This is a genomic window from Pseudomonas sp. MT3, from assembly GCF_054720805.1.
Genome location: NZ_JBTVPY010000020.1, coordinates 54,165 through 70,932 on the forward strand (window position 1 = coordinate 54,165; position 16,768 = coordinate 70,932).

Here is a 16,768-nt window from a genome sequence, read left to right on the forward strand (position 1 = left end):
CGAAAAGCGATCTAGCGGCGCCCGCCCCGCATTGCTCCCGGTCATTGACCGGAGCCGGCCGCCGCTCGCATCCTCGGACCTTTCTGCCAACAGGATGCTCGAACAATGAAACTGGAAACCCTGGCCATCCACGCCGGCTACAGCCCCGACCCGACCACCAAGGCCGTGGCCGTGCCGATCTACCAGACCACCTCCTACGCCTTCGACGACACCCAGCACGGCGCCGACCTGTTCGACCTCAAGGTCGCCGGCAACATCTACACGCGCATCATGAACCCCACCAACGCGGTGCTGGAGGAGCGCGTGGCGGCACTGGAAGGCGGCGTCGGCGCGCTGGCCGTGGCCTCGGGCATGGCCGCCATCACCTACGCCATCCAGACCGTGGCCGAGGCCGGCGACAACATTGTCTCGGTGGCCAAGCTCTACGGCGGCACCTACAACCTGTTCGCCCATACCCTGCCGCGCTTCGGCATCCAGACCCGCTTCGCGCCCCATGACGACATCGCCGCCCTCGAAGCCCTGATCGACGAGCGCACCAAAGCGGTGTTCTGCGAATCCATCGGCAACCCGGCGGGCAACATCGTCGACCTGCAGGCCCTGGCCGACGCCGCGCATCGCCACGGCGTGCCGCTGATCGTCGACAATACCGTCGCCACGCCGATCCTCTGCCGGCCCTTCGAGCACGGCGCCGACATCGTGGTCCACGCCCTGACCAAATACATCGGCGGCCACGGCACCAGCATCGGCGGCATGGTCGTGGACTCCGGCAAATTCCCCTGGGCCGAGAACAAGGCGCGCTTCCCGCTGCTCAACACGCCGGATGCGTCCTACCACGGCGTCACCTACACCGAAGCCTTCGGCCCCGCGGCCTTCATCGGCCGCTGCCGCGTGGTGCCGCTGCGCAACACCGGCGCCGCGCTCTCCCCGTTCAACGCCTTCCTCATCCTGCAGGGCCTGGAAACCCTGGCACTGCGCATGGAGCGCCATTGCGACAACGCCCTGAAGGTCGCGCAGTACCTCAAGCAGCACCCGCAGGTGAGCTGGGTGAAGTACGCGGGGCTGCCGGATCACCCCGAACACCCCCTGGCCCAGCGCTACATGGGCGGCCAGCCGGCATCGATCCTCTCCTTCGGCATCAAGGGTGGGCAGGAGGCCGGTGCGCGCTTCATCGACGCGCTGAAGCTGGTGGTGCGCCTGGTCAACATCGGCGATGCCAAGTCCCTGGCCTGCCACCCGGCCTCCACCACCCATCGCCAGCTCAACGACGAGGAACTGGAGAAGGCCGGCGTGCCGCGCGACATGGTGCGCCTGTCCATCGGCATCGAGCACATCGACGACATCCTCGCCGACCTCGCCCAGTCGCTGCAGGCCTCCGAGGGCTGATGACCAGCGGCGCGTGCCGGCAGCGTGGATGTTTTCGCAGGATGGCGTGGAGCGAAGCGACACCCATCGCGGCGGATAACGCTACGCGTTATTCGCCCTACGGACTGTGAGCGGTTGCTTTTCGTAGGAGCGAGCTTGCTCGCGAACAGAATTATCCGGCCGCATCGGTTCTGGACGGTTCGCGAGCAAGGACTGGGCGTCCCCCTCGGTCCTACAGGTTGTCGGCAAACACCTGTGCTTTCCTGTCCGCGTAAATTCCGCCGCGCTGGATTTCGCGGACAAGCTCCGCTTGTATGGCATTGGGGTAGGAACCTGTCGGGGGCCGGATGATGAGGCAAGACCTTTTGGGGTATTGGCCAAAAGAGACTCGCCCGAAGGGGCGAGACAAAAGCCATCCAACTCGAATAGCGAGCCCCCATAGACGCCAGAACCATGCCGGGTGGCATATCCCGCGGATCAGCCGACCGAAGAACCGGATGCTCCTCGCAGTTGATTATTCACAAGCAAGCCTCCACCTTGGCCTCATAGCCTCTGGAGCCCCAGCATGTCCGATTCCCTGATCATCCCCTGCCCGCACTGCAACGGTCTCAACCGCGTCCCCGCCGAACGCCTGGGCGATGCGCCGCGCTGCGGCCGCTGCCAGTCGGCGGTCATCGTCGACCATCCCTTCGAGCTGAATGAAGCCAGCTTCGCCGCCCAGGCCAAGGGCGACCTGCCGCTGCTGGTGGACGTCTGGGCCGACTGGTGCGGCCCATGCAAGGCCTTCGCGCCGGTGTTCGAGCAGGCCGCCGCACGCCTGTCAGGCAAGGTGCGCCTGGCCAAGCTGGACAGCGACGCCAACCCGAACCTCTCCACACGCCTGGGCATCCGCTCGATTCCCAGCCTGATCCTGCTGCGCAACGGCCAGGAAGTCGCGCGCCAGAGCGGCGCCATGCCACTGCCACAGTTGCTGGACTGGCTATCGCGCAACGGTATCTGAAGCCTCGCCCCTGAGCGTTCCGGTCAATCCGCGCGGTCATTGCCAGGCCGCGCGGCGCAGCTAACCTTGGGCAGACGACAAACAGGCGAACCGGAGCGCACCCATGCCTTATCCCGAAGAGTTCATCCGTCAGCTCACCGAAGAACACATCGCCTTCGTCAAGCGCACCGGCCTCAAGGCCGAAGTGCTGGAGCCGGGCCACGTGCGCCTGCGCATGCCGCTCAAGGGCAACGAGAACCACATCCACAACATGTACGCCGGCGCCTTGTTCACCGTGGCGGAACTGCCCGGTGGCATCCTGATGCTGACCAGCTTCGATGCGCGGCGCTACTACCCCATCGTCAAGGAAGCCGGCCTGCGCTTCCTGCGCCCCGCCGCCAGTGACATCACCGTCGACGCCTGGCTCAGCGAGGAAGAAATCCAGCGCATCGCCGAAGAGGCGACCCACAACGGCAAGTCCGACTTCGTCCTCGACCTGCAACTCAAGGATAAAGACGGCACCGTCGTTGCCGAGAGCCACGCCATCTATCAGTTGCGCAGCCGCTGACGACAGGCCGTTGCCTTGTATCAAGGTGAAATTTCCTACGTGGCGCGACAGTGGATGCGCCACAGAGGGAAGCCACCATGTACAGGAACCTGCTCGTCGCCCACGACCTCAGCGTAGAAGCGGACATCGCGGTACGCCGCGCCGCCCAACTGGCCCGCCAGCACGGTGCGCACGTCACCTTGCTGCATGTGATCGAGGAGTATTTCCCCGACCGCATGATGGACACCGTCCGTGAGGCTGCCGAGGTCGCGCTGCGCGACGCCGCAGTGGCCAACGCCATCGCCGACTATCAGTTGCTGATCCGCCAGGGCCGCGCCGCGACCACCGTTACCCAGGCGGCGCAGGAGCTCAAGACCGACCTGCTGCTGGTCGGTGCGCATCACCAGCAACTACTTGAGCGTTTCGACGGCACCACTCTGGAGCGCATCGCCCGCCATTGCCGCACGCCGATCCTGCTGGCAGTGGACGAGTCCGCCGCGCCCTACGCCAGGGCGCTGGCCGGCCTGGACCTGTCCCTGTGCGCCTGCCAGGCCTGGCGTGCCGGTTACCGGCTGCTGCCGACCGACGCCGCGCTGCTGGCGCTCAACGCCTATCAGCCAGGCAAGACCGGCCGCGCCGACGAACATCTGGAAACCCAGCGCGCGCTGCTGCGCCAGACGCTACAGGACGAGCGCACGCAGTTGCCGGCCGAAGGGCCGCAGTTGCTCTGTGCGGTGCAATCGGGGAACTTCCAGCAGGCGCTGGAAACCGCCCTGAAGGAATGGATGCCGGACCTGCTGGTCCTCGGCAGCCGCAGCCGGGGCGCCATCGAGCAGGCCATGCTCGGCAGCTCGACCCGCTATTTCCTGCGCCGGCCACCGTGCGACATCCTCATTTCGCAATGAGGCGGCACTGCGCACGCTCCCGGGCCGGAAGCGCCGCTCGACCGTCAGGACATCAGGCTTCCAGCAGGTTGTGCAGCTCGACGAACTGCTGGGTCAGCTTGTGCCGCGGCTCCAGGAAGATCAGCGGAGTGCACGCCTGGTGCGACTCGCGCATCTTCACCGAGCTCATCAGGTAGACCGGCAGCACCGGCAGTTCCTCCTCGACCAGTTCATCCAGCAACTGCTGCGGCAGGGTGGCACGCGGCTGGAACTGGTTGACCACGATGCCTTCGACTTCCAGGTCTTCGTTGTGGTCTTCCTTCAGTTCCTCGATCTCCTGCAGCAGCCCGTACAGCGCCTGGCGGGAAAAACTGTCGCAATCGAAGGGAATCAGGCAGCGATCGGCGGCTATCAGAGCCGAAACGGTGTAGAAGTTCAGCGCCGGCGGGGTATCCAGGTAGATCCGATCGTAGTCGTCGGCCAGTTCGTCCAGCAGTTTGCGCAGCTTGTTGATCTTGTGCTTCTGCTCGAGCTTGGGCTGCAGGTCGGCCAGTTCCGGGCTCGCGGTGACGATATGCAGGTTGTCGAACGGAGTTTCGTAGATATCGACCTTGCCCTTGCGGCTGAAGGGGCCGGACGCGAGGGTCTGCTTGAAGAAATCGGCGATTCCCACCGGCAGGTCCTCGCCGGTCAGGCCGGTGAGGTAGTGGGTCGAGTTGGCCTGGGCATCCAGGTCCACCAGCAGCGTGCGATACCCCTCCGCCGCGCTGACCGCCGCCAGGTTGCAAGCGATGCTCGACTTGCCCACTCCACCTTTCTGATTGAACACCACGCGCCGCATGAGCCTGCCTCCGGAAGCCATTCGAGTGCTCCGGATTCTATGCAATGCCCATGACAACGGCGAGCCCTCCGTCGAACGGTTCAGCCATCCGCGCGCAAGGCGGCTACCTCGCGGGTCAGCAGGTCGATGAAGGACTGCGCCAGCGGCGAGCGTTCGTCGCGCCGGCGCACCAGCCAGACCGAGCTGGTCGCCCCCGGATCGAGCAGCGTGCGGTAGACCACACCGTCCACCCGCGTACGGCGGAACGAGGCCGGCAGCATGCTGACGCCCAGCCCGGCGGCCACCAGGCCGATGATGGTCATCGCCTCGCCGGCCTCCTGGGCGATGCGCGGGCTGAAGCCGGCCTGCCGCGACAGGGCGAGCAACTGGGCGTAGAGGCCGGTGCCGTAGTTGCGGGGGAAGAACACGAAAGGCTCGTCTGCCAGCGCGGCGATCTCCAGGCCGTCCTGGCTGGACTCGGCCAGCGGGTGATCGGCGCGCAGCACCGCCACCAACGGCTCGCTGAACAGCTCCACCGCCTCCAGGGTCTCCGGCAGCGGCACCGGCCGGATCAGGCCAACCTGTACACGCTCCTCCAGCAACGCCTGGACGGCCTGGCCGCTGCTCAGCTCCTGCAGATCCAGGTGGACATCCGGATAGGCCTGGCGGAAGGCCAGGATGCTGCGCGGAAGGGTCGAGGTGAAGGGGGCGGAGGCAGTGAAGCCGATCTTCAGTTCGCCGAGTTCGCCCTGGTGCGCCCGGCGCGCCAGCAGCACCGCACGATCGACCTGCTGCAGCACCAGCCGCACCTCGGCGAGGAACAGTTGCCCCGCCTCGGTGAGCGCCACGCGGCGGTTGGTACGCTCCAGCAGGCGCGCACCGATCTCTTCTTCCAGCGCCTGGATCTGCTGGCTCAGCGGCGGCTGGGAAATCCCCAGTTGCTCGGCGGCGCGCCCGAAGTGCAGCTCTTCGGCCACGGCGATGAAGTAACGCAGGTGTCGCAGTTCCATGAAGCCCTCGCTGAAGTGTCGGCACTCAGTAGGAGTGGACTCTGTCCGCGATCGGCTGGGTGCCGTGCGGTTCGCGAGCAAGCTCGCTCCTACAAGGAGCACCGCCGCCGAACTGCAGGAGCGAGCTTGCTCGCGAACCTGTTCAAGCACCGTGGCTCCGTCAGTGATTCGTAAAACGAATCAAACGTGTCGATTAATATATTGGAAATAATAAAGCCCGCTCCTTATCCTTTCCACACAAGCCCAATAACGACTACCAACCTGCTCCTTGCCTGGCCGCGCGGGCCCTTGCCGCCACTCCAGGCGCTCTGCTGTCGCCTATCCGAGGTGTGTCGTGAGTCAACCTGCCCTGCGGGCTTTGCGGGAAGAACCTTCCATTGCGGCCAAGCCGGCCGTCGTACAAGAGCCATCGGCCGCGAACGATCCAGCCGACCTGTCGCCTGGTCTACTGATGGGCGCGCGCGAAGCCAACGGCGACATGGCGCGCGTCGTCGAAGAGATCGAAACCTACATCGAGAAAGGCACCCCGGAATTCATGCGCACGTCGCTTGCGCTGTTCTCCGGCGGCTTCGCTACCTTCGCCCTGCTCTACTGCGTGCAGCCGATGATGCCGGTGCTATCCAAAGCCTTCAGCCTGACCGCCGCGCAGAGCAGCCTGGTGCTGTCGATCTCGACCATCACCATGGCCTTCGGCCTGTTGGTCACCGGGCCGATCTCCGATGCCATCGGGCGCAAGTCGATCATGGTCGCCTCGCTGATCTTCGCCGCCCTGTTCACCCTCGGCAGCGCGGTGATGCCGACCTGGCACGGCGTCCTGCTGATGCGCGCGCTGCTCGGCCTGGCTCTCAGCGGCCTGGCGGCGGTGGGGATGACCTACCTCGCCGAGGAAATCCACCCGCAGCACATCGGCCTGTCCATGGGGCTGTACATCGGCGGCAACGCCATCGGTGGCATGAGCGGCCGGCTGATCAGCGGCGTGCTGGTGGACTACGTGAACTGGCATGTGGCGCTGGCCACGCTGGGCGTGCTCGCCCTGGCCGCAGCGCTGCTGTTCTGGCGCATCCTCCCCGAGTCGAGGAACTTCCGCCCGGCGCCGCTCAGACCGCGCCAGTTGGCCGAAGGCTTCCGCGGCCATTTCCGTGATGCCGGCCTGCCCTGGCTGTTCCTCGTGGGCTTCCTGCTGATGGGCGCCTTCGTCACCCTGTTCAATTACATCGGCTACCGTCTGCTGGCCGATCCGTATCACTTGAGCCAGGCACTGGTCGGCGTGCTGTCGGTGGTCTACCTGTCGGGCATCTACAGCTCGGCGTGGGTCGGCTCCCTGGCGGATCGCCTGGGCCGGCGCAAGGTGCTCTGGGCGATGATCGCGCTGATGCTCGGCGGCGTGCTGGTCACCCTGTTGCAACCGCTGGCCCTGGTACTGGTCGGCCTGCTGGTGTTCACCTTCGGCTTCTTCGGCGCGCATTCGGTGGCCAGCAGCTGGATCGGCCGTCGTGCCCTGAAGGCCAAGGGCCAGGCGTCGTCGCTGTACCTGTTCAGCTACTACGTCGGCTCCAGCGTCGCCGGTACTGCCGGCGGTCTGTTCTGGCACCAGTACGGCTGGAATGGCGTGGGGTTGTTCATCGCCGGCCTGCTGGTGATCGCCGTCCTGGTGGCGCTGCACCTGGCACGCCTGACAGTGTTACCGCGCGATCTCCCAGCACTTGCCAGGCGCGGGTAGTTTCTACACACACTTTGTAAAATTTATCCAAAAACGACATATGACGGTCGTACCAAGATAAATCCCTCTCTCCCTACAACGCCTTTCATGCGGGCGTTGTAGCGCTTCTTCCCACCCTACGACCAAAGTCGTAACAAAATGTGGCTCGATCCTTGCGTAAAGAATAACGCACGACTTGTTGGAATCCTGAAACGGACCTCGGCTCCCGCAGTACGCAATTCCCTCCTGTAGTTGTAGGTAAAGCATGAGCAGCACCCCCTCTTCCGGGCTCTCCCAGGGCCTGCAAAATCGTCACGTCACGATGCTTTCGATCGCCGGTGCCATTGGCGCGGGCCTGTTCGTCGGTTCCGGCCACGCCATCGCCGAGGCCGGCCCGGCCGTCATGGTTTCCTATCTGATCGCCGGCCTGCTGGTGGTGCTGGTGATGCGCATGCTGGCCGAAATGGCCGTCGCGCAGCCGGACAGCGGCTCCTTCTCCACCTACGCCGATCGCGCCATCGGCCACTGGGCCGGTTTCACCATCGGCTGGCTGTACTGGTGGTTCTGGGTCCTGGTGATCCCGCTGGAAGCCAACGCCGCCGCCGCGATCATCCACGCCTGGTTCCCCGGCACACCGATCTGGATCCTGGCCTTCGTGATCACCTCCGCGCTGACCGTGACCAACCTGTTCAGCGTGAAGAACTACGGTGAGTTCGAATTCTGGCTGGCGCTGATCAAGGTCGTCTCGATCATCGCCTTCCTGGTCCTGGGCTGCGCCGCCATCTTCGGCTTCTCGCCCAACAGCGAAGTCTCCGGCATCGGCCACCTGACCAGCGAAGGCTTCCTGCCCAAGGGCTGGGGTGCCGTGCTCGCCGCGCTGCTGACCACCATGTTCTCCTTCATGGGTTCGGAAATCGTCACCATCGCCGCCACCGAGTCCAAGGACCCGGAGCAGCAGATCACCCGCGCCACCAACTCGGTGATCTGGCGTATCGCGCTGTTCTACCTGTTGTCGATCCTGATCGTGGTCTGCCTGGTACCGTGGAACGACCCGCGCCTGGTGAGCATGGGCTCCTACCAGACCGTGCTGGAACACCTGCACATCCCGTACGCCAAGCTGATCGTCGACATCATCGTGCTGGTCTCGGTGACCAGCTGCCTGAACTCGGCGCTCTACACCGCTTCGCGCATGATGTACTCCCTGAGCAAGCGTGGCGACGCACCGAAGATCGCCCAGGTGACCAGCGCCAGCCGCACCCCGGTCTACGCCGTGCTGCTGTCCACCGCCATGGCCTTCCTCTGCACCTTCGCCAACTACCTGGCCCCGGCCGAAGTGTTCAACTTCCTGCTGGCCAGCTCCGGCGCCATCGCTCTGCTGGTGTACCTGGTGATCGCCCTGTCGCAGCTGCGCATGCGCAAGAAGCTGCTCTCCCAGGGCCACCAGTTGAAGCTGAAGATGTGGCTGTTCCCGTGGCTGACCTGGGCGGTAATCCTCTTCATCGTCGGCGCCCTGGTGACCATGCTGATCCGTCCGGACCATCGCATGGAAGTGGTCGCCACCACCCTGCTGACCGTCGTGGTGGTCTGCTCCGGCCTGCTGGTGTCCAACCGCCGCAAGTCCCAGCGCGCCGCCGGCCTGGTGGGCGATGCTGCGTGATGCACTCTGATGGGGCTTGAGGCTCTTTGAGGAAATGAGCCCCGCTGCAGAGCGGGGCTTTTTTCATTGCGTCGTGGAGCACCGTGCCGTGCGGTTCGCGAGCAAGGACTGGGCGTCCCCCTCGGTCCTACGAAGAGCCGATGCTCCGCTCTGGCTCTGGCTCTGGCTCTGGCTCTTAAGGTCTGCCAGAGAAATATCCGCGCACGCCGAATGCCCCGTTCAGGAGGCCTCGTTGAAGCGGAGTTTCAGGGGTTGAGCGACATGGATGTCGCGAGAGCTGCGATGGGCCAGGGATGGCCCTTCGCAGCGTGCCCCTGAAACTCCGCTTCAACGAGGGTATTTTTCGCCCCAAGCGAAAAACCGGATGTCCGGGGCAAGACCTTTGGTTACTTTGGGGCGTTTGCCAAAGTAACTCGCCCGAGGGGGCGAAACTCAGAGTCCACGCGCACGCCGAAGCGGCGCAGAAACTCCCAAGCCAACGCAGCAAACCTGCAACACCAGAGCAACAGAAAGCACCGGCCCTGCTGGCCGGTCGCGGGCATGGCCCGCTCCTACAGGGAGCTCGCTGGCGGATACAAAAAAGCCCCGCGGATGCGGGGCTTTTCAGTGAAACGTCAGGCTCAGTGATACCGTGCCGACAGTTCGTGCACCGCCTCGAAGAAGGCGCCGGCATGGGCCGGGTCGACTTCAGGGGTAATGCCATGACCGAGGTTGAACACGTGGCCATCGCCATTACCGAAGGCGCCGAGGATGCGTGCCACCTCGGCACGGATGGCTTCCGGCTTGGCGTAGAGCACCGACGGGTCCATGTTGCCTTGCAGGGCGACCTTGTCGCCGACGCGGGCACGGGCGCTGCCGATATCGCAGGTCCAGTCCAGGCCGAGGGCCTCGGCGCCAGTGTCGGCCATCGATTCCAGCCACAGCCCGCCGCCCTTGGTGAAGAGGATCACCGGCACACGGCGCCCTTCGTGTTCGCGGATCAGGCCGTCGACGATCTTCTGCATGTAGGCCAGGGAGAACTCCTGGTACGCCGCCGCCGACAGTGCGCCACCCCAGGAATCGAAGATCTGCACCGCCTGCGCGCCAGCGAGGATCTGGCCGTTCAGGTAGCTGGTGACCGACTGCGCCAGCTTGTCCAGCAGAGCATGCAGGGCCTGCGGGTTGTCGTAGAGCATCGCCTTGGTCTTGCGGAAGTCGCGGCTGGAGCCGCCTTCGACCATGTAGGTGGCCAGGGTCCAGGGGCTGCCGGAGAAACCGATCAGCGGCACGCGACCGTTCAGTTCGCGGCGGATGGTGCGCACGGCGTCCATCACGTAGCCCAGGTCCTTCTCCGGATCGGGGATCGGCAGGGCATCGATGTCGGCCTGGGTGGTCACGACCTTCTTGAAGCGCGGGCCTTCGCCGGTCTCGAAGAACAGGCCCTGGCCCATCGCGTCGGGGATGGTGAGGATGTCGGAGAAGAGGATCGCCGCGTCCAGCTGCGGGTAACGGTCCAGCGGCTGCAGGGTCACCTCGCAGGCCTGCTGCGGGTTCATGCACAGGCTCATGAAGTCACCGGCCTTGGCGCGGGTGGCGCGGTATTCCGGCAGGTAGCGGCCGGCCTGGCGCATCATCCAGACGGGGGTGACATCGACGGGCTGCTTGAGCAGGGCGCGGAGGAAGCGATCGTTCTTCAAGGCAGTCATAACGGCATCCGGCAAAAAAGTGCGGGTATTTTCGCAAAGCCCAAAAGAAAAGGCACGGCGGGTGCCGTGCCTTTTGTCCATCGCGGCATTCTGCCGCAGTGGTTTTAGTTCTTTGTAGGAGCGAGCTTGCTCGCGAACAAGGCCCCGCTGTGGGCTCAGGGTTCGCGAGCAAGCTCGCTCCTACAGGTCCGGCTTAGACGCCGAGGTAGTCGAGGATACCTTCGGCGGCGGTACGGCCCTCGAAGATCGCGGTCACCACCAGATCGGAACCGCGGACCATGTCGCCACCGGCGAAGATCTTCGGGTTGCTGGTCTGGTGCTTGAACTGCGAGGCCGCCGGGGCGATGACGCGGCCCTGGCTGTCGATTTCCACCTGGTGCTGGTCGAACCACGGCGCCGGGCTCGGGCGGAAACCGAAGGCGATCAGCACGGCTTCGGCCGGGATGATCTCCTCGGAACCCGGGATCGGCTCGGGGCTGCGACGGCCACGGGCGTCCGGCTCACCGAGACGGGTCTCGACCACCTTCACGCCTTCCACCTTGTCCTCGCCGACGATGGCGATGGGCTGGCGGTTGAAGAGGAATTTCACGCCTTCTTCCTTGGCGTTCTTCACCTCTTTGCGCGAGCCGGGCATGTTCTCTTCGTCACGGCGGTAGGCACAGGTCACGCTCTTGGCGCCCTGGCGAATGGAGGTGCGGTTGCAGTCCATCGCGGTGTCGCCACCGCCCAGTACCACGACGCGCTTGCCCTTCATGTCGACGAAGTCTTCCGGCGACTTCTCGAAGCCCAGGTTGCGGTTCACGTTGGCGATCAGGAAGTCCAGCGCATCGTGCACGCCGGGCAGGTCCTCGCCGGGGAAGCCGCCTTTCATGTAGGTGTAGGTGCCCATGCCCATGAACACGGCATCGTACTCGTCGAGCAGTTGCTGCAGGGTGACATCCTTGCCGATCTCGGTGTTCAGGCGGAACTCGATGCCCATGCCGGTGAAGACTTCGCGACGGCGCGACAGCACCTGCTTCTCCAGCTTGAACTCGGGGATGCCGAAGGTCAGCAGGCCGCCGATTTCCGGGTTCCTGTCGAACACCACCGGGGTCACGCCGTTGCGCACCAGCACGTCGGCGCAGCCCAGGCCCGCCGGGCCCGCGCCGATCACGGCGACGCGCTTGCCGGTGGGCTTGACCTTGGACATGTCCGGGCGCCAGCCCATGGCGAAGGCGGTGTCGGTGATGTACTTCTCCACCGAGCCGATGGTGACCGCGCCGAAGCCGTCGTTCAGGGTGCAGGCACCCTCGCACAGGCGGTCCTGCGGGCACACCCGGCCGCAGACTTCCGGCAGGGTGTTGGTCTGGTGGGACAGCTCGGCGGCGGCAAGGATGTTGCCCTCGGAAACCAGCTTCAACCAGTTGGGGATGAAGTTGTGTACCGGGCACTTCCACTCGCAGTAAGGGTTACCGCAGCCCAGGCAACGGTGGGCCTGGTCAGCCGCCTGCTGCGGCTTGAACAGGTCGTAGATTTCCACGAACTCGCGCTTGCGCTGGCGAAGAAGCTTCTTCTTCGGATCCTTGCGCCCGACTTCGATGAACTGGAAGTCATTGTTAAGACGTTCAGACATTTTCAGACCTCATCAAACTTCAGGCGCTTATTGCGGGTTGGCACGAGTGCTGGTCAGCAGGGAACCCAGGCTTGCGGCCTTCGGTTTCACCAGCCAGAACCGACGCAAGTAGTCGTCGAGGTTCTCCAGCAGATGTGCACCCCACTCGCTCGCCGTTTCCGCCACGTACTCGACCAGCACCTTGCGCAGATGGTTGCGCTGGGCCTCCATCGCCTCGCCGCTGATGCGCTGGATTTCCACCAGCTCATGGTTCACGCGGTCGACGAAGGTGTTGTCCTGGTCGAGGACATAGGCGAAGCCGCCGGTCATGCCGGAGCCGAAGTTGTAGCCGGTCTTGCCCAGTACGCAGATGAAGCCGCCGGTCATGTATTCGCAGCAGTGGTCACCGGTGCCTTCAACCACGGCATGGGCGCCTGAGTTGCGCACGCCGAAACGCTCGCCCGCGGTGCCGGCGGCGAACAGCTTGCCGCCGGTGGCGCCGTAAAGGCAGGTGTTGCCGACGATGGCCGATTCCTGCGACTTGAACGGGCTGCCCTTGGGCGGAGTGACGACCAGCTTGCCGCCGGTCATGCCCTTGCCCACGTAGTCGTTGGCGTCGCCTTCCAGGTACAGGTGCAGGCCGCCGGCGTTCCACACGCCGAAGCTCTGCCCCGCGGTGCCCTTGAAGCGGAAGGTGATTGGCGACTTGGCCATGCCCTGGTTGCCGTGGACCTTGGCGATCTCACCGGAAATCCGCGCGCCGATGGAACGGTCGCAGTTGCAGATATCCAGTTCGTATTCGCCGCCCTTGGCGCCCTCGATGGCGGCACGCGACAGCTCGACCATCTTCTCGGCCAGCAGGCCCTGGTCGAACGGCGGGTTCTTCTCGACTTCGCAGAACTGCGGCTTCTCGGCCGGGATCAGGTCGCTGCCCAGCAGCGGCGTGAGGTCGAGGTTGCCCTGCTTGGGCGTCTCGCCCGGGAGGATTTCCAGCAGGTCGGTGCGGCCGATCAGTTCTTCCAGGCTGCGCACGCCGAGCTTGGCCAGCCACTCACGGGTTTCGCTGGCAATGAAGGTGAAGAAGTTCACCACCATGTCCACGGTGCCGATGAAGTGGTCCTTGCGCAGCTTGTCGTTCTGGGTGGCGACGCCGGTGGCGCAGTTGTTCAGGTGGCAGATGCGCAGGTACTTGCAGCCCAGGGCGATCATCGGCGCGGTGCCGAAGCCGAAGCTCTCGGCGCCGAGGATGGCCGCCTTGATGACGTCCAGGCCGGTCTTCAGGCCGCCGTCGGTTTGTACCCGCACCTTGCCGCGCAGGTCGTTGCCGCGCAGGGTCTGGTGTGCCTCGGCGAGACCCAGTTCCCACGGCGAACCGGCGTACTTGATGGAGGTGATCGGCGAAGCGCCGGTACCGCCGTCGTAGCCGGAGATGGTGATCAGGTCGGCATAGGCCTTGGCCACGCCGGCGGCGATGGTGCCGACGCCCGGCTCGGAAACCAGCTTCACCGACACCAGCGCCTGCGGGTTGACCTGCTTGAGGTCGAAGATCAGCTGGGCGAGGTCTTCGATGGAGTAGATGTCGTGGTGCGGCGGCGGCGAGATCAGGGTCACGCCGGGAACCGCGTAGCGCAGGCGGGCGATCAGGCCGTTGACCTTGCCGCCGGGCAGCTGGCCGCCCTCGCCAGGCTTGGCGCCCTGGGCCACCTTGATCTGCAGGACTTCAGCGTTGACCAGGTATTCCGGGGTTACACCGAAGCGGCCGGTGGCCACCTGTTTGATCTTCGAGCTCTTCAGCGTGCCGTAGCGCGCCGGGTCTTCGCCACCCTCACCGGAGTTGGAGCGGCCGCCCAGACGGTTCATGGCTTCGGCCAGGGCCTCGTGGGCTTCCGGCGACAGCGCGCCGAGGGAGATGCCGGCGGCGTCGAAGCGTTTGAAGATGGATTCCAGCGGCTCGATCTCGTCCAGGCTCAGCGGCTGCTCGGAGGTCTTCACCTTGAGCAGGTCGCGCAGCATGGACACCGGACGCTGGTCGACCAGCGCGGTGTATTCCTTGAACTTGGCGTAGTCGCCCTGCTGCACGGCGGCCTGCAGGGTGTTGACCACGTCCGGGTTGTAGGCGTGGTACTCGCCGCCGTAGACGAACTTCAGCAGGCCACCCTGCTGGATCGGCTTGCGGTTGTTCCAGGCCTCGAAGGCCAGCAGTTTCTGCTCGTTCTCGATGTCGAGGAAGCGCGCGCCCTGGATGCGGCTCGGGGTACCCGGGAAGCACAGGCCGGTGACTTCGTCGGACAGGCCGATGGCTTCGAACAGCTGGGCGCCACGGTAGGAGGCGATGGTGGAGATGCCCATCTTCGAGAGGATCTTCAGCATCCCCTTGGAAATGCCCTTGCGGTAGTACTTGAAGACCTCGTAGAGGTCGCCCAGCACTTCGCCGGTGCGGATCAGGTCGGCCAGCACTTCGTAGGCGAGGAACGGGTAGACCGCGGACGCACCGAAGCCCACCAGCACGGCGAAATGGTGCGGATCACGGGCGGTGGCGGTTTCCACCAGGATGTTGGAATCGCAGCGCAGACCGGTCTGCACCAGGCGATGGTGCACGGCGCCGACGGCCAGGGCCGCATGCACCGGCAGCTTGCCGGGGGCGATGTGACGGTCGGAGAGCACCAGCAGCACCTTGCCGGCGCGCACGGCTTCCTCGGCCTGGTCGGCGATGTTGCGCACGGCCGCTTCGAGGCCGACGGACTCGTCGTAGTTCAGGTCGATGTGGTGACGGTCGAAGCCCGGACGCTCCAGGTTCATCAGGGTCCGCCACTTCGCCGGGGAGATCACCGGGCTGGTCAGGATCGCCTGGTTGGCGTGGTGCGGGGACTCTTCGAAGATGTTCTGCTCGATGCCCAGGCAAGTTTCCAGGGACATCACGATCGCTTCGCGCAGCGGGTCGATCGGCGGGTTGGTGACCTGCGCGAAGACCTGGCGGAAGTAGTCGTAGGGCGAGCGGATGCGCTTGGACAGCACCGCCATCGGGGTGTCGTCGCCCATCGAGCCGACCGCTTCCTGGCCCTGCTCGGCGAGCGGGCGCAGCACCTGGTCACGCTCCTCGAAGGTGACCTGGAACATCTTCATGTATTGCTTGAGCTGGTCGCCGTCGTAGCTGGCCACGCCCTGGTCGTCGTCCAGGGTGGCCTGGATGCGCAGCGCGCTCTGGCGCAGCCACTGCTTGTACGGGTGGCGCGACTTCAGACGGTTGTCGATATCCTCGGTCTGCAGCAGCTGGCCGGTCTCGGTGTCCACCGCGAGGATCTGGCCCGGACCGACGCGGCCCTTGGCGATGACGTCCTCTGGCTTGTAGTCCCACACGCCGATTTCCGAGGCGAGGGTGATGTAGCCGTTCTTGGTGGTGACCCAGCGCGACGGACGCAGGCCGTTGCGGTCGAGCAGGCAGACGGCGTAGCGGCCGTCGGTCAGCACGACGCCGGCGGGGCCGTCCCACGGCTCCATGTGCAGCGAGTTGAATTCGTAGAACGCGCGCAGGTCGGCGTCCATGGTCTCGACGTTCTGCCAGGCCGGCGGAATGATCATGCGCAGGCCACGGAACATGTCCATGCCGCCAGTGACCATCAGCTCGAGCATGTTGTCCATGCTGGAGGAGTCCGAACCCACGCGGTTGACCAGCGGGCCGAGCTCGTCGAGATCGGGCATCCACTCGTTGGCGAACTTGCCGCGACGGGCCTGGGCCCAGTTGCGGTTGCCGGTGATGGTGTTGATCTCGCCGTTGTGCGCCAGCAGGCGGAACGGCTGGGCCAGCGGCCACTTCGGCAGGGTGTTGGTCGAGAAGCGCTGGTGGAAGACGCAGATGGCGGTCTTCAGGCGCTCGTCGGAGAGGTCCGGATAGAAGGCGGCGAGGTCCGCCGGCATCATCAGGCCCTTATAGATGATGGTCTTGTGCGAGAAGCTGCAGATGTAGTGGTCGGCGTCCTCGGCGTTGGCCACGGAGGAGCGGCGACGGGAGCTGAACAGCTTGACCGCGAATTCCTGGTCGGACAGGCCTTCACCGCCGATGAACACCTGCTCGATCTGCGGCAGGCGCTCCAGCGCCAGGCGACCCAGGACGCTGGTGTCGATCGGCACCTTGCGCCAACCGACCAGCTTCAGGCCGGCGCGCTCGATCTCGCGATTCATGTTCGCGCGGGCGGCTTCGGCTTTCACCGGGTCCTGGTTGAAGAACACCATGCCCACGGCATATTGGCCGGGCAGCTCGACGCCAAAGGACTCCTTGGCCACGGCGCGCAGGAACTGGTCGGGCTTCTGGATCAGCAGCCCACAGCCGTCCCCGGTTTTTCCGTCCGCGTTGATCCCACCTCGGTGGGTCATGCAGGTCAGTGCTTCGATGGCGGTTTGCAGAAGTTCGTGGCTTGCCTCGCCCGTCATATGGGCGATCAGACCGAATCCGCAGTTATCCTTGAACGTCTCAGGATGGTACAGACCTGCTTTCATAGGGAACTCTCACCGGCAAAACTTTTTAAATTTCCAGGGG

The 16,768-nt window shown here is 65.0% G+C and carries 11 protein-coding genes; 6 read left to right on the forward strand and 5 right to left on the reverse strand.

Annotated features, from left to right (window positions below; genetic code table 11):
• Positions 1–105: 105 nt before the first annotated feature.
• From ACYCAX_RS19765 to ACYCAX_RS19780, 4 genes are all read left to right on the forward strand, one after another.
• Entirely contained in the window at positions 106–1,383 is a 1,278-nt protein-coding gene (locus ACYCAX_RS19765; protein WP_460248663.1) for a bifunctional O-acetylhomoserine aminocarboxypropyltransferase/cysteine synthase, read from the forward strand.
• Positions 1,384–1,927: 544 nt separating this feature from the next.
• The gene (gene trxC / locus ACYCAX_RS19770) at positions 1,928–2,362 is read left to right on the forward strand and encodes a thioredoxin TrxC (protein ID WP_294976800.1); all 435 of its coding nucleotides are present in this window, start codon (positions 1,928–1,930) and stop codon (positions 2,360–2,362) included.
• A 103-nt stretch (positions 2,363–2,465) separates the two neighbouring features.
• Positions 2,466–2,909: a YiiD C-terminal domain-containing protein gene (locus ACYCAX_RS19775; protein WP_294976802.1), complete on the forward strand. Its 444-nt coding sequence runs from the start codon at positions 2,466–2,468 to the stop codon at positions 2,907–2,909.
• Positions 2,910–2,986: 77 nt separating this feature from the next.
• Entirely contained in the window at positions 2,987–3,793 is an 807-nt protein-coding gene (locus tag ACYCAX_RS19780; protein ID WP_460248664.1) for a universal stress protein, read from the forward strand.
• A 52-nt stretch (positions 3,794–3,845) separates the two neighbouring features.
• On the opposite strand, the gene ACYCAX_RS19785 is transcribed toward ACYCAX_RS19780, so the two are convergent.
• Both ACYCAX_RS19785 and ACYCAX_RS19790 read right to left on the reverse strand, forming a co-directional pair.
• Positions 3,846–4,613, reverse strand: a complete 768-nt coding sequence (locus ACYCAX_RS19785) for a ParA family protein (RefSeq protein ID WP_015479229.1) — start codon at positions 4,611–4,613, stop codon at positions 3,846–3,848.
• 80 nt (positions 4,614–4,693) lie between these two features.
• Positions 4,694–5,602, reverse strand: coding sequence for a LysR family transcriptional regulator (locus ACYCAX_RS19790; protein WP_294976807.1), 909 nt, complete (start codon positions 5,600–5,602; stop codon positions 4,694–4,696).
• Between the two features lie 451 nt (positions 5,603–6,053).
• On the opposite strand from ACYCAX_RS19790, the gene ACYCAX_RS19795 reads away from it, so the two are divergent.
• Positions 6,054–7,322, forward strand: a complete 1,269-nt coding sequence (locus tag ACYCAX_RS19795) for an MFS transporter (RefSeq protein WP_460248665.1) — start codon at positions 6,054–6,056, stop codon at positions 7,320–7,322.
• 244 nt (positions 7,323–7,566) lie between these two features.
• A complete protein-coding gene (gene gabP, locus ACYCAX_RS19800) occupies positions 7,567–8,958 on the forward strand; it encodes a GABA permease (protein WP_460248666.1) in 1,392 nt (463 codons plus the stop codon).
• A 620-nt stretch (positions 8,959–9,578) separates the two neighbouring features.
• Here gabP and hemE read toward each other — a convergent pair.
• The 3 genes from hemE to gltB all read right to left on the reverse strand — a co-directional run bounded on the left by hemE (position 9,579) and on the right by gltB (position 16,728).
• Positions 9,579–10,643, reverse strand: a complete 1,065-nt coding sequence (hemE, locus tag ACYCAX_RS19805) for a uroporphyrinogen decarboxylase (protein ID WP_460248667.1) — start codon at positions 10,641–10,643, stop codon at positions 9,579–9,581.
• Positions 10,644–10,836: 193 nt separating this feature from the next.
• The gene (locus ACYCAX_RS19810; protein WP_460248668.1) at positions 10,837–12,255 is read right to left on the reverse strand and encodes an FAD-dependent oxidoreductase; all 1,419 of its coding nucleotides are present in this window, start codon (positions 12,253–12,255) and stop codon (positions 10,837–10,839) included.
• Between the two features lie 27 nt (positions 12,256–12,282).
• The gene (gltB, locus tag ACYCAX_RS19815; RefSeq protein WP_460248669.1) at positions 12,283–16,728 is read right to left on the reverse strand and encodes a glutamate synthase large subunit; all 4,446 of its coding nucleotides are present in this window, start codon (positions 16,726–16,728) and stop codon (positions 12,283–12,285) included.
• Between the last annotated feature and the right edge of the window lie 40 nt (positions 16,729–16,768).